The sequence below is a fragment of the Anoxybacillus suryakundensis genome (assembly GCF_001418025.1).
Taxonomy (GTDB): domain Bacteria; phylum Bacillota; class Bacilli; order Bacillales; family Anoxybacillaceae; genus Anoxybacillus; species Anoxybacillus tengchongensis.
Genome location: NZ_LIOK01000011.1, coordinates 1 through 14,400, shown reverse-complemented (window position 1 = coordinate 14,400; position 14,400 = coordinate 1). Strand labels below are relative to the sequence as shown.

Annotated in this window: 15 protein-coding genes; 14 read left to right on the top strand and 1 reads right to left on the bottom strand. The window is 41.3% G+C overall.

What is annotated here, in order from left to right; translation table 11 throughout:
* Nucleotides 1–590 precede the first annotated feature (590 nt).
* The 7 genes from fliB to ASC42_RS09160 all read left to right on the top strand — a co-directional run bounded on the left by fliB (nt 591) and on the right by ASC42_RS09160 (nt 6,156).
* Complete coding sequence (fliB, locus tag ASC42_RS09190; protein ID WP_055441497.1) at nt 591–1,811, top strand: flagellin lysine-N-methylase; 1,221 nt, start codon at nt 591–593, stop codon at nt 1,809–1,811.
* A 44-nt stretch (nt 1,812–1,855) separates the two neighbouring features.
* Nucleotides 1,856–2,926, top strand: a complete 1,071-nt coding sequence (locus ASC42_RS09185) for a glycosyltransferase family 2 protein (protein WP_240468856.1) — start codon at nt 1,856–1,858, stop codon at nt 2,924–2,926.
* Between the two features lie 133 nt (nt 2,927–3,059).
* Entirely contained in the window at nt 3,060–3,434 is a 375-nt protein-coding gene (gene flaG / locus ASC42_RS09180; protein WP_021093739.1) for a flagellar protein FlaG, read from the top strand.
* A 12-nt stretch (nt 3,435–3,446) separates the two neighbouring features.
* Entirely contained in the window at nt 3,447–5,000 is a 1,554-nt protein-coding gene (locus ASC42_RS09175) for a flagellar hook-associated protein 2 (protein WP_042894883.1), read from the top strand.
* Nucleotides 5,001–5,015: 15 nt separating this feature from the next.
* A complete protein-coding gene (gene fliS, locus ASC42_RS09170; protein WP_042535029.1) occupies nt 5,016–5,408 on the top strand; it encodes a flagellar export chaperone FliS in 393 nt (130 codons plus the stop codon).
* The gene (fliT, locus tag ASC42_RS09165; protein WP_021093736.1) at nt 5,408–5,758 is read left to right on the top strand and encodes a flagellar protein FliT; all 351 of its coding nucleotides are present in this window, start codon (nt 5,408–5,410) and stop codon (nt 5,756–5,758) included. Before fliS ends, fliT begins: the two co-directional genes overlap by 1 nt.
* Before the next feature lie 8 nt (nt 5,759–5,766).
* Entirely contained in the window at nt 5,767–6,156 is a 390-nt protein-coding gene (locus tag ASC42_RS09160) for a DUF8042 domain-containing protein (RefSeq protein ID WP_035062849.1), read from the top strand.
* Nucleotides 6,157–6,221: 65 nt separating this feature from the next.
* On the opposite strand, the gene ASC42_RS09155 is transcribed toward ASC42_RS09160, so the two are convergent.
* On the bottom strand, nt 6,222–7,304 hold the full coding sequence (locus tag ASC42_RS09155) for an HD-GYP domain-containing protein (RefSeq protein WP_021093734.1): 1,083 nt from the start codon (nt 7,302–7,304) through the stop codon (nt 6,222–6,224).
* Between the two features lie 174 nt (nt 7,305–7,478).
* Between ASC42_RS09155 and hpf the strand changes: the two genes are divergently transcribed.
* The 7 genes from hpf to ASC42_RS09120 all read left to right on the top strand — a co-directional run bounded on the left by hpf (nt 7,479) and on the right by ASC42_RS09120 (nt 14,005).
* On the top strand, nt 7,479–8,027 hold the full coding sequence (hpf, locus tag ASC42_RS09150) for a ribosome hibernation-promoting factor, HPF/YfiA family (RefSeq protein ID WP_021093733.1): 549 nt from the start codon (nt 7,479–7,481) through the stop codon (nt 8,025–8,027).
* 62 nt (nt 8,028–8,089) lie between these two features.
* The gene (locus ASC42_RS09145; protein WP_021093732.1) at nt 8,090–8,668 is read left to right on the top strand and encodes a coiled-coil domain-containing protein; all 579 of its coding nucleotides are present in this window, start codon (nt 8,090–8,092) and stop codon (nt 8,666–8,668) included.
* A gap of 118 nt (nt 8,669–8,786) precedes the next feature.
* On the top strand, nt 8,787–11,291 hold the full coding sequence (gene secA, locus ASC42_RS09140; protein WP_055441496.1) for a preprotein translocase subunit SecA: 2,505 nt from the start codon (nt 8,787–8,789) through the stop codon (nt 11,289–11,291).
* 80 nt (nt 11,292–11,371) lie between these two features.
* Nucleotides 11,372–12,479, top strand: a protein-coding gene (gene prfB / locus ASC42_RS09135; RefSeq protein WP_141653514.1) for a peptide chain release factor 2 whose coding sequence is annotated in 2 segments (ribosomal slippage) — nt 11,372–11,443 and nt 11,445–12,479 — 1,107 coding nt in all. Because the reading frame shifts where the segments join, the coding sequence is not laid out codon by codon here.
* Between the two features lie 89 nt (nt 12,480–12,568).
* Complete coding sequence (locus ASC42_RS09130; RefSeq protein ID WP_032101205.1) at nt 12,569–12,826, top strand: hypothetical protein; 258 nt, start codon at nt 12,569–12,571, stop codon at nt 12,824–12,826.
* Nucleotides 12,795–13,055, top strand: a complete 261-nt coding sequence (locus ASC42_RS09125; protein ID WP_055441494.1) for a type II toxin-antitoxin system RelE family toxin — start codon at nt 12,795–12,797, stop codon at nt 13,053–13,055. Before ASC42_RS09130 ends, ASC42_RS09125 begins: the two co-directional genes overlap by 32 nt.
* Before the next feature lie 89 nt (nt 13,056–13,144).
* Nucleotides 13,145–14,005: a YitT family protein gene (locus ASC42_RS09120; protein WP_055441493.1), complete on the top strand. Its 861-nt coding sequence runs from the start codon at nt 13,145–13,147 to the stop codon at nt 14,003–14,005.
* Nucleotides 14,006–14,400 lie beyond the last annotated feature (395 nt).

Below are 14,400 nucleotides of genomic sequence, written 5' to 3'. Positions count from 1 at the left end.
TTTGATTGGAAGGGCGTCTTAGCTGGAAACGGCTAAGAGGATGACTGGGTGAATTGCTGGGAAGCCCTAAAGCTTTCCTTGCCACAACGAAGCTGGAAACGGCAGGCGTGACGGCGTGAAAAAAGGAAAGATGGAACAATGGGCAATCAGCAGCCAAGCTCCTGTGAGGAAACTCTGGAGAAGGTTCAACGACTAGGACATACCACCTAAGGCGAGGGCTATGGTGATGAAGTCTGTAGGGAAATTCCCGAAGTGCCCAGCCCTTCGCTAGCCAAATGGCTAGAAAGGTGAAGAGATAGTCTACACAACGATCGAAAGACGTTGCGGCATGGCAAGCCAACCAACAACCACAAGGAGTATTACAATTGCTCCGTTAATAAAGCAAAAAGAGACCTTAGGTTTGCTAAGGTCTCTTTTTCTATTTGATAGACGTAGTCGAAAATCGCCATCACTTACCGTAATAATCGTAATTTATTTTTTTACACGTTCCCCTTTGTTCAGAAGAGCAATAAATACTTTATGTTTTTGCTTTTTTGCCGATATTATGAGTAGAAGTCAATTTCTTAATACGTCTGTTAGGAGTGTTTCATGTGAACAAAAAGCGAACGGCAAAAATGTTAGTTCCGCAGTATATGCATTCGTTTCGATGTATTGGTGGGGAATGTGAGGATACGTGTTGCGTAGGTTGGAATGTATGGATTGATCGAGACACATATAAAAAATATAAAAAGACAACTCATCGTTTGTTTGCTGAAAATGAACAAGTGATCAAAAGAAATAAAAATAACACATCAAAATTTGATTATGCAAACATTCGAATGAACGAGAGTGGTGCATGCCCATTTCTCTCAGAAGAGAAGCTTTGTCGTATACATGAAGAGTTGGGAGAGGACTTTTTATGCTCCACATGTGCCATTTATCCACGCACATTTAATTTAGTTAACGATGTAGTGGAGAAAAGTGGTACATTATCTTGTCCGGAAATTGCACGATTGGTGTTGCTAAATCCAAATGGAATTGAGTTCGATGAAATAGAAGGAGAAGTAGAAAAAAAAGCTGCTTATCACTCTGCACTTCATTTAAATAATGAAAAAGGGGTAAGAAAATATTTTTGGCCGATTCGTGTCCTATGTATTCAAATTTTACAAGATAGAAGACTTTCTTTGGAGGAACGTCTCATCGTATTAGGAATGTTTTTGAAAAAAATTAGTGAAAACAAGGATCATATTGACGTTATGTTTGAACAAATTTGTCAATATACTTATCAAATGTTGGATGACTTATTCGTCAAACAGCATATAGCTACCCTTCCTAAAAAGCTAGGTATTCAACTTTCTATTTGTCAACAGCTTATCGAAATTAGAAAAAAGATGGGGCTTCAAAACAATAAATATGTACAATATTTAGAACAAATGATTCAAGGATTTGGTGGCAGTGATAACATTGAGCGAATGGCAGAGTGTTATGAAGAGGGGATTACGAAGTATTATGAGCCATTTATGAAAGAAAAAGGCTATATGTTAGAAAACTATTTGGTCAATTACGTGTTTAAAAATTTATTTCCAATTGACAAAGAAGATGTATTTGATAGTTATGTCATGATTGTTGTTCATTATACGTTAATTAGGTTACATTTGATTGGAATTGCTCGTTTCCATCGAGGGCTCAATGAGCAATTGGTGGTGATGTTGATTCAATCCTTTTCTAAAACAATTGAACACAATAAGCAATATTTAAAGACAGTATTAGATATACTGCGTGCAAATGATATAAATAGTATGAGCTTCATGACTGTACTTATAAATAGTTGATCTCATATTTTTCGGAAACGAAAACAGTTCAATGAGGTGAAATATTGAAAACATTAGCTCTAGTGATGATTGTAAAAAATGAAGAAAAACATTTAGCCCGCTGCTTACAAAGCGTTCAACATATCGTTGATGATGTTATTATTGTTGATACAGGCTCTACTGATGGGACAAAAGATATCGCTTGTTCATTTGGTGCAAACGTGTTTCATTTTGAATGGGTAAATGATTTTTCAGCAGCACGCAACTATGCGCTTATGCAATCGACGTGTGATTGGAATCTCGTGTTAGATGCAGATGAGTATATTGTAAATGACTGTAAACATATCATTCGACATTTTATTGAAACGAATGAGAGAACGATTGGGCGAATTAAGCGAATAGATGAATTTGTGCAAAATGGGGAGAAAAGATATGCACAGAGTTACTTATCGCGCCTTCTCCCTAAAGGTGTCACATATGTTGGGAAAATTCACGAACAAGTCGATTCACCTTTTCCGCGCAAAAATGTTGATGTGGAAGTGTATCATGATGGATATGTTTACACAAATAAAACGGAACGCAATTTACAGCTACTGTTGGAAGAACTAAGTCAACATCCGACAGATGATTATGTTTTATACCAAGTTGGTAAACAATATAAGTTATTGATGCAATTCAACGTTGCGGAAAAATATTTTGAGGAAAGTTATCGCCTTGTACCGCTTGGGGCATGGTATCGTCATAGTTTAGTCATTGATTATTTATATACATTGATCGCGAATCGTTCGTTCGAAAAAGGATTACAGGTCATTGCACAGGAACAAAAAAGGCTACATGATTCCCCTGATTTTCATTTCGTATGCGGGTTATTTTATATGGATGCGATGTTTTACAATATGGAGCGATACGCGTATGTATTTTCGTCCATCGAGCGATCTTTCATTCGCTGTTTAGAAATTGGTGAGACGGATAAATACGATCGTGTCCGCGGAACAGGTAGCTTTTTAGCGGCTTATAACCTTGGCGTTTTTTACGAAGTGACAGGACAAATGGGGAAAGCGATCCATTTTTACAAACAATCAGCACACGAAGGATATGAAAAGGCGAGTGAGCGATTAAAGGTATTGAGACAGTAGTAACCATGTTGATGGATTTTTAGTGTATTTAGCCTCTCTAACGAACGAGAGGTTTTTTCTTTTCCCCCTTCAAATTTCCCTTCTTCCATCCGATATAAACAGTAGGAACGTATATGCAAAGGAGCGAACGGTGATGATTGAACGAATTTCTTCTTCTCTTTCTTCCACATATATGTATGAAAAAACGGTGAGCGAAAAAACGACAGAACGCCCAGCAGAACAACCGAAACAAGAGCAAACCACTTTACAACAACTAAACGCAAAACAAGAAGAAGATCGTATTTCAAAAGAAAAACTTGAAGAAATCGTCAAGGGAATGAACGAATTTTTACAACCGAGCCATACGTCGTTAAAGTTTAACGTGCATGAAGATTTAAAAGAGTATTACGTCCAGCTTATTGATGAACGAACGAAAGAAGTCGTGCGCGAAATTCCACCGAAAAAGCTGTTAGATATGTATGCAGCGATGATGAAATTTGTCGGTTTAATTGTTGATCGAAAAATTTAGGAGGTGACACATATGAGCATGATGCGTATAGGTGGATTGGCAAGCGGTATGGACATCGACAAAATCGTTGGCGATTTAATGAAAGTGGAGCGTGCGCCAATTGATAAATTAAAACAAAAAAAGCAATTACTTGAGTGGCAACGCGATGCATATCGCGATATGAATCGTTTACTAGACGCATTAGATAAACATATTTTCGACGGCGTGATGCGCCAAAGCACGTTTTTGCAGAAAAAAGTGACGAGTTCGAATGAAAACGTTGTGACAGCAACTGGGACTCCGTCTGCTGCGAACCAAACGGTAGAAATTAGCAATATTACACAACTTGCGACAGCGGCAAGATGGACGTCTCAAAATACGATTAATATAAGTGCGAATGACCAGTTGAGCACATTATTTTTAGGTACAGAGGTAATGCCAACTTCTTTACAGTTTAAAGTAAAAAATCCAGGTAGCAGTGTTGAAGAAACGGTTACTATCTCACTTGACCCAAGTAAGGAAACATTGAGTACGTTGATTTCAAAATTGAATCAAGATACTAAATTAGGCGTTCGTGCGTTTTATGATGATTTTACACAGAAAATGGTCATTACTAAAAATCAAACGGGCAGTGGATCTTCTATTGAAGTTACAAGTGGTGCGGAGCTTTTCACTAAATTAGGATTTAACCTAGATATACAGGTTGATGCAAGCGATCCATTAAATGTAATCACGAAAACGTTTTTACAACAAGACGCGGGAACAGGTCAAAACGCCAAATTTACAATTAACGGTCTTCAAACAGAACGCACATCGAACACATTTACAATTAACGGCATGACATATACATTGAAAAATACGCATGCAGGCACGGTGACGATTACATCTTCAACAAACACCGATGCGATTTTTAATTCGATTAAATCATTCGTTGATAAATATAATGAAACGATCGATGAAATCAATAAGAAGCTAAAAGAAACGCGTTATCGCGATTATCAGCCGCTTACAGATGAACAGCGCGAGAAGTTGACGGAAAAGCAGGCGGAAAAGTGGGAGGAAAAAGCGAAAAGCGGCATTTTGCGCGGTGATTCGATTTTGTCAAACGCCCTCTCTAGCATGCGCCAAGCACTTTATCGAAAAGTGGATGGAGTGGCGGACGGATTTTCTCAACTTGCACAAATTGGCATTACAACGACGCCAAACTATTTAGAAGGCGGAAAGTTAATTATTGACGAAGCGAAACTAAGACAAAAAATTGAAGAAAATCCAGATGCGATTTATCGTCTATTTAGCAACAACGGTGAAGGAAATGCGAAAGGGATTGTCCGCCAACTTCGCGATGAAATTAAAAAGACGATCAAAAGTATTGAAGATAAAGCAGGAAATACGTTAAAAGCTACGAATCAGTATATCATTGGAAAAAGTATTATTGACATTGATACGCGCATTAGTGCGGCCGAAGATCGGCTAAAACGAGTAGAAGATCGCTACTGGAAGCAGTTTTCCGCGATGGAAAAAGCAGTGCAACGTGCAAACTCGCAAAGTATGTATCTCATGAATGCCTTTGGCGGTGGAGCACAATAATTAGGAGGTTGAAAGATGAACCCATATCAATCATATCAAACAAATGCGGTGCAAACAGCGTCACCGGGGGAATTGACGCTTATGCTTTATAACGGTTGCCTAAAGTTTATTGCGCAAGCGAAGAAAGCGATCGAAGAGAAAGATATTGAAGCGCGCAATACAAATTTATTAAAAGCGCAAAAAATTATTCAAGAGTTGATGGTGACGCTCAATATGGAATATGAAGTAGCCAAATCGATGATGACGATGTATGACTATATGTATCGTCGTTTAGTTGAAGCAAATATTAAAAGCGACATCGCGATTTTAGAAGAAGTTGAAGGATATGTCAAAGAGTTCCGTGATACGTGGAAGCAAGTGATTCAACTAAATCGTCAACGTCAATACGCGCAAGGCGGTCACGTGTAATGAGCGTTGTTTCGGAGCTTTTGGGCATAACAAAGGCAATGGTTGAATTGCTTCGCGAGCCGATTGAAAAAGAAAAACGTGATGCGGTGATTGAACAAATCGAGGAAATGCTTGAGAAGCGGGAACAGCTTCTCAAGCAACTGCCTGCAACGTTAACGGAAGAAGAAAAGAAAATGGGGAAACAGTTGCTTGCGTTAGATCGTGAGACAAACAATCTTCTTCGGCAATTTAAACAACAAATCCAGCAAGACTTAAAGCAAATTAAACAAACAAGAGAAGCGGTCGATCGTTATGACGACTTGTACGATTCGTTAGCGAGCGACGGCATGTTTTACGATAAAAGAAGGTAGGTATCATGATGACTCAGTTAACTCCAGAACAATTGACGGTCGTTCGTCACTATGCAGCGCTATTGGACACAATTGAAGAAGGATTTCATTACGTAATTGAAAGTTTTTCCAATTATGGGCGTACGCAAGGGGATGTTGTGCTTGCGGATATTTTTACAGCGTTCGGTCAAATTGAACAGACAAATGAGCGATCGCTTGCACATTTTTTCGCTGATGATGTCGCACTATTGAATGAGCTACAACGATTTTCCGCCGTCGTAGAAGAGGCGTGGAAATTAGACGGAAAACTACACGATCCAAACGCAAAGAAGCAAATTGTTGAAAAATATGTAGCGCCAGCGTTTGAAGCGTGGAAAGTAAGCATGATGCAACATCTTCGTCCATATGTTGAACAATAAGAAGAGGAGGGCAGACAGCTCTCCTCTTTGTCATATATTAACATATTCACAAAAACGGGTGCTGTTTAAAATGCTTCTACAATGGTGACGTTTACTTCTTTTCGCAAGTCGATTTCAAATGGTGATTTTAGCGTTTCACCGTTTGGGTTTTGTAAAATACGAACGACAGGACGAAGCGGATATTCTGGGAAAATGTTTGAGACGACGCCTCGGTATCCTGTGTTGAGTACAATGTTTGTGCCAAGCGGGTAAATGGCGACGTATTTTAAAAACGTTTTAATGAGCTCGTAATCAAACAGCGTGTTGCCAGCTGCGCATAAATATTCGGCCGCTTCGTGTGGCGAATGTTGTTGGCGATGATCGCGCGGTGAAGTGAGCGCATCGAACACGTCTGCGATCGCAATAATGCGCGCGAATTCGTGAATGTATTTGCCGGCTGCTTTGTGCGGGTAACCGCTCCCGTCAAAACGTTCATGATGTTGTAAGGCACAGTAAGCGGAAGATGGTGAAATATTATTTTGCTTTTTCAATAGTTCAAATCCAAATTCCGTATGATGTGATATAATTCGGCGTTCCTCAGGGCTAAGAGGCCCTTTTTTCGCCCAAAGTGCACTCGGAATTTGCGTCATGCCGATATCAAATAAAAGCGCCCCAACACCTAAATCGAGCAATTGTTGCGAGGAATAACCTTTCGCTAATCCGATGACACCTGCGATCGTTGCGACGTTGACCGAGTGATGAAAAAAATATCCCTTTGAAATAACAAGGTCGGATAAGTTAATGAGCAAGTTTTCCCTGCTCAATAAGTAGTCTAAAATTTCTTTAAATATTTTTTGATATTCTTGCCCGAGATCTAGCGAAGATACGCGTTGAACAGCTTTTTGTTCTTCGATGAGTTCCGTCATCGTTTCGTACACTTTTTTTACGGCTTGTTGTCGTACAACCGGGCTAATCGTTGGCTTTTCCTCAATGTCAAATGTAAAAATGTCGTGAATATAAATATGACGAATGCCGTTTTCGCGCAATCCGCGAATGTATGAGTCGGTCAGTTTGACTCCTTTAGCAAGCAAAACGGCACCGTTCGGTCCGTAAATATCGACGGCGAGCACATCGCCACTTTTTGCTTCAAATATATGCACTTTGCGCATGCGATCACACCTCAGCAGAAAAATACGAACGCTTTTTCATCATCTATAAATTATAGCATAATTATCCATCATTTTGTTCATCATTTTTTCACAAAAAATGTGACGATTGAGGAGGAGTTTTGTAGGGAATTGTAGAAATAAGTAATCAACCTTTCATAAAAGGAGGAACAGCGTATGAAATACAACATTCGCGGAGAAAACATCGAGGTTACACAAGCGATTCGAGAATATGTCGAGAAAAAAATCGGGAAGTTAGAACGTTATTTTGAATCAACGGAAGGAGTTACTGTTCACGTTAACTTAAAAGTATATAACGATAAACAATCGAAAATTGAAGTAACGATCCCAATGCCACAAATTGTATTGCGTGCGGAAGAGCGCCACGACGATATGTATGCGGCAATCGATTTGGTTGTCGATAAACTCGAACGCCAAATTCGTAAACATAAAACGAAAGTGAATCGAAAAATGCGTGAAAAAGAAGTAAACGGTGTGACGCTTACAACAACTGCTCCTGTCGCAACAGAAGAGCATGAGGAAGAAGAATTTGAAGTTGTACGTACGAAGCGTTTTAGCTTAAAACCGATGGATAGTGAAGAAGCGATTTTACAAATGAATATGCTTGGCCATAACTTTTACGTCTTTATTAATGCGGAAACAAACCGCACAAACGTCGTTTACAAACGAAAAGACGGCAAATATGGCTTAATTGAAGCGAACTAATCCTACCGCCCTCTGTCGACATAAGACAGAGGGTGGTATAATGTGAAAGGGGGTGAAAAAAGGTGGAAGCAATCTTACGTGAAATTTTAGGGAAGTTGACGAGTATTGAGAGTCATTTTTTGCAATTTCAACAAGAAGTGCGCGAAAGATTTGCGCAAATTGATGAGCGCTTTGCCCAGATCGATGAGAGATTTAAGCAAATTGATGAAAGATTTGCCCAGATCGATGAGAGATTTAAGCAAATTGATGAGCGCTTTGCGCAGATCGACGAAAGATTTGCGCAAATTGATGAAAGATTTGCCCAGATTGATAAACGGTTTGCGCAGATTGACGAGCGGTTTGCTAATATGGAAAGTCGGTTAGATGCGCTTGAACAAGAAATGAAAGAAACAAATGAGCGCATCAGTCGCCTGGAGGAAGAGATGTGCGATGTCAAGAAACGTCTCGAGCATGTTGAAACACAGCTAAGCGACGTAAAAGAAACAGTGCAACGTTTAGAAATTCAACTAGCCGACGATGTGCGCACATTACTGCAAAACATTTATAAAAAGATCGACGAAAAAGGATTTGAAATTTACGCCCTCAACAAACGCTTACTCAGAGTCGAAGCCTCTATCGAGCAACTACAATCGCAAGTGTAATCCAGCGAAGAAGCTGGTTTTTTCTTTTTTCCCATCCCCTTTTCCGTATGAGTTGTCACCTTTTCTTGTAAGTGATATGATGGTAATTAGCGACTATATAAGCAAGGGGCGTTTTTGTATGCTTGGAATGTTAAAAAAAGTGTTTGATCCGAATAAACGACAAATTGCGCGATTAGAAAAAATCGCGAATGAAATTGATGCGCTCGGTCCGCAAATGGCGCAGCTTTCTGATGACGAATTGCGTCAAAAAACAGAGCAATTTAAAGCTCGTCTTGAAAAAGGAGAAACGCTTGATGATTTGCTTGTTGAAGCGTTTGCGGTTGTTCGCGAAGCAGCAAAGCGCGTGCTTGGCATGTATCCGTATAAAGTGCAATTAATGGGAGGCATCGCGCTTCATGAAGGCAACATCGCTGAAATGAAGACTGGGGAAGGAAAAACGTTAACCGCAACGATGCCTGTCTATTTAAATGCATTAACAGGAAAAGGCGTCCATGTCGTGACGGTAAACGAGTACTTAGCTAGCCGCGACGCGAACGAAATGGGCAGATTGTATCAGTTTTTAGGCTTATCTGTCGGACTAAATTTAAGCAATATGTCGCGCGAAGAAAAACAAGCGGCTTACAACGCCGATATTACGTACGGAACGAATAACGAATTCGGTTTCGATTATTTGCGCGATAACATGGTGTTATATAAAGAACATATGGTACAACGTCCGCTTCATTATGCGATTATTGACGAAGTGGACTCGATTTTAATTGATGAAGCGCGTACACCGCTCATTATTTCAGGTACAGCGCAAAAGTCTACAAAATTGTACATTCAAGCGAATGCGTTCGTTCGCACATTAAAACGGGATGTCGATTATACGTACGATGAAAAAACGAAAAGCGTGCAGCTCACGGAAGAAGGAATGAACAAAGCAGAGCGCGCGTTTGGAATCGATAACTTATTCGATTTAAAACATGTGACGTTAAACCATCATATTAACCAAGCATTGCGTGCGCACGTTGTCATGCAGCGCGACGTCGATTATGTCGTTGAAGACGGAAAAATCGTCATCGTTGACCCGTTTACCGGTCGCCTCATGCGCGGACGCCGATATAGCGATGGGCTTCATCAAGCGATCGAAGCAAAAGAAGGGCTTGAGATTCAAAATGAATCGATGACGCTGGCGACGATTACGTTCCAAAACTATTTCCGTATGTACGAGAAGCTTGCGGGGATGACGGGAACAGCGAAAACAGAAGAAGAAGAGTTTCGCAACATTTACAATATGCAAGTTGTCGTCATCCCGACAAATAAACCAGTCATTCGTGATGATCGTCCAGACTTAATTTATCGCACGATGGAAGGAAAGTTTCGTGCAGTTGTCGAGGATATTGCGGAACGTCATGCGAAAGGACAACCTGTCCTCGTCGGTACGGTGTCGATTGAAACGTCTGAATTGTTGTCAAGCATGTTAACGAAGCGCGGCATTCGCCATAACGTATTAAATGCGAAAAACCATGCGAAAGAGGCAGAAATTATCGCCCAAGCAGGTCAAAAAGGTGCGGTAACGATTGCGACGAACATGGCAGGACGCGGAACGGATATTAAACTCGGTGAAGGTGTGCGCGAGCTTGGCGGTTTAGCGGTCATCGGTACAGAACGTCACGAAAGCCGCCGCATCGACAACCAATTGCGCGGACGTTCTGGCCGTCAAGGAGACCCAGGAGTATCGCAATTTTACTTGTCGCTCGAAGATGAGCTCATGCGTCGCTTCGGTTCAGAAAATATGATGGCCATGATGGATCGTTTAGGTATGGACGATTCACAGCCAATTCAAAGTAAAATCGTGTCGAAAGCGGTTGAATCTGCGCAAAAACGCGTAGAAGGAAACAACTTTGATGCACGGAAACAACTATTGCAGTACGACGATGTATTGCGTGAACAACGTGAAATTATTTATCGTCAACGTTTCCAAGTACTTGATTCAGAAAACTTGCGCGATATCGTTGAAAAAATGATTCAATCCGTGATTGAGCGCGTCGTTCGTATGCATACTCCAGATGAAGATATGCCGGAAGAATGGAATGTGCAAGCGATCGTTGATTATGTGCAGGCGAATCTTCTTCCTGAAGGAGACGTGACGATCAACGATTTGCGCGGCAAAGATCCAGAAGAAATGATTGAATTCATCTGGAACAAAGTGCGCACGCGTTACGATGAAAAAGAAAGCCGCATTCCAGCGGAACAAATGCGCGAGTTTGAACGCGTGATCGTTTTACGTGCGGTCGATATGAAATGGATGGAACATATCGATGCGATGGAACAGCTTCGCCAAGGCATTCATTTACGAGCATACGGTCAAATTGATCCATTGCGTGAATATCAAATGGAAGGGTATGCGATGTTTGAGGCAATGATCGCTTCTATTGAAGAAGAAGTCGCCCGCTATATCATGAAAGCGGAAATCGAAAGCAATCTTGAGCGACAAGAAGTAGCCAAAGGAGAAGCTGTTCATCCGAAAGAAGGCGAGGAAGTAAAACGCAAGCCGGTGAAAAAAGCGGTGGAAGTCGGCCGAAATGATCCGTGCCCGTGCGGAAGCGGAAAAAAATATAAACATTGTTGCGGACGATAAGTGAGGGATGTTCCCTCGCTTTCGTTATGTTGCGTCCGCCGAGACGTTTGCATACAATAATGGTTGAGGTGAAGGACATGATTGATTTAGTAGAAATTAAGCAAGAGCTTGAAAAAATGGCTAAGCGATTAGCGGATATTAGGGGGTCTCTTTGACCTCGAAACGAAAGAAGCGCGCATTGAACAACTAGAAGCACAAATGGCTGCGCCTCATTTTTGGGATGATCAAAAAGCAGCTCAAGCGGTAATTAGTGAGGCAAATGCGCTCAAAGATTTAGTCGGTGAGTTTCGCTCACTAGAAGAGCGGTTCGAAAATTTAGAAGTGACATACGAACTCGTGAAAGAAGAGCCAGATGAAGAATTGCAAAAAGAGCTCGTAGCTGAAGCGAAAAAGCTATCGAAAGATTTTAGTGAGTTTGAACTACAGCTCCTATTAAATGAGCCGTACGATAAAAATAACGCCATTTTAGAGCTTCATCCTGGCGCCGGTGGAACAGAGTCGCAAGATTGGGCGTCGATGTTGTTGCGTATGTACACGCGCTGGGCGGAGAAAAAAGGATACAAAGTGGAAACGCTCGATTATTTACCGGGTGAAGAAGCCGGAATTAAAAGTGTCACGTTGTTAATTAAAGGGCATAATGCATACGGATATTTAAAAGCGGAAAAAGGGGTTCACCGCCTCGTCCGTATTTCACCGTTCGACGCTTCCGGTCGCCGTCATACGTCGTTCGTTTCGTGCGAAGTTGTGCCTGAATTTGACGAAAACATTGAAATTGATGTGCGTCCAGATGAAATAAAAGTCGATACGTATCGTTCGAGCGGTGCCGGCGGTCAGCACGTCAATACGACAGATTCGGCTGTACGCATTACACATATTCCAACAGGCATTGTCGTCACATGCCAATCAGAGCGTTCGCAAATTAAAAACCGCGAAAAAGCGATGAATATGTTAAAGGCGAAATTGTATCAAAAGAAATTGGAGGAACAACAAGCGGAACTTGCTGAAATTCGCGGGGAACAAAAAGAAATTGGCTGGGGAAGCCAAATTCGTTCTTATGTGTTTCATCCGTATTCGCTTGTAAAAGATCATCGAACAAACACGGAAGTTGGAAACGTACAAGCGGTGATGGACGGAGAAATTGATGTCTTTATTGACGCCTATTTACGCTCAAAATTAAAACAAGGGTGAGGTGTCCGGCACGGGCACCTTTTGTTGTATATTATTGACATCTAAAAAAAGAGCGTGATAATCTGGACATAACGAAAGGAGGGAGTAACATGGCAGTAGACAAAAAAGTGCTCCATGAGATGATTGAACAGTTAAGCGAATCCGACCAAAAATCAGCCTACGAATTTTTATTGTATTTACTGCAAAGATCAAAAAAAGATCATAAATGGTGGGATGAGATGGAGGAAGTAAGTGAAGAAGAAGCGTTGTTAACAGAAGAGGAAAACCGCCAGTTACAAGGAGACGAAGGATACATGACCGGTGGTGATGCAAAACGTGAATTTGGCTTACAGGTTGATTTACCGTAAGGAAGCAGTAAAATTTCTTGCTAAGCAAGAGAAAGAAGTACAAGAACGGATCGCTATAGCATTAAAAGGATTGCTTTACAGTCCCCCTCAAGGAGACATTAAAAAAATGAGAGGACAACAAAGTTTGTACCGTTTACGTGTTGGCACATACCGCATTCTTTTCCGCATTGATCACCACGAGCAAATGATTTACATCGAGGCTATTGGAAATCGAGGAGATGTATATTAACTTCACTATATTAAATCATTATTGCGTTAATTCGATGTCATTTACTTCCTATGTCGGGCATGCTATACTCACGAGGGAAGGTGAGAAGCATGCGTAAACGAAACAACATAACAAATCCAGTCGTTGAAAAAATATTGGAATACGTATACATTCTTGTTGGCTCGGCCGTTGTGGCTGTTGCATTCAATTTATTTTTACTTCCGAATCGCGTTGCCTCAGGTGGTGTGAGCGGTATTAGTACCATTTTGCATGCGACACTCGGCTGGCAGCCTGCTTATGTACAATGGTCGCTCAACATTCCGCTATTTATTGCAGGTGTGTTGTTGCTTGGAAAACAGTTCGGTGTCAAAACGTTAGTTGGCACTGCTTTTTTGCCGTTTGTTGTTTATTTAACGCATGACATGGCACCAGCAACGCACGATCCATTACTTGGGGCACTATTTGGTGGCATCGGTGTTGGTGTCGGATTAGGTATTGTATTCCGTGGGCGTGCATCGACTGGGGGAACGGATTTAGCGGCTCAAATTATTCATAAATATACGGGCTTATCGTTAGGAACGTGCGTCATTTTAATTGATGGCTTAATTGTTTTAACAGCCGCTTTTGTATTTGATTTGGAACGTGCGTTATATGCATTAATTGCGTTATTTGTTACAAGTAAAACCATTGATTTTGTTCAAGTTGGCTTTGGTAATTCAAAAATGGCAATGATTATTACAACGAAAGAAGAACAAGTGCGAGAAGCGATTTTGCATAAAATTGACCGCGGTGTGACAAAACTACATGCATACGGCGGATATACAGAAAAAGAGCGCACGATGCTCATGTGCGTTGTGGCACAAAGTGAGTTCACAAAATTGAAACAATTAGTGAAAACCATTGATCCGTCTGCATTTGTCGTCGTTATGGATGCGGCGGAAGTGCTTGGTGAAGGATTTAAACGTGCCTAACGTAAAAACGATGCGATATAATAGAAGTGTATGAAAATGTTGGGTAGCGTCAAAAAATCTATGAAAAGTCATCACGGGCTACCTTTTGAAGGGAAATAAAGGGGATGGTGGAATCGGATTCGCCCTTGACCAACACTCGCCAAAGGAGAAAAACGGTCAGTAAGGGCAAGGGCAGAAAAGAAGGGCATAGGAAAGCAGCCCTTGCCCTATCCTGATTTTACCTTTGGCGAGGTTCGGATGGTCAAGGGTACGCTCCGCCGAATCCGTCCTTAGGATGCGGCTTGTTGGGTCAACATCTCTTGAGCCATGACAATGAGCCTTGCCCAACGTGCCGGCATATGCGGAAGGCTCTCTAACGCTGGGATGACGACCGGTACCCGTTTTTCTAACGCGCT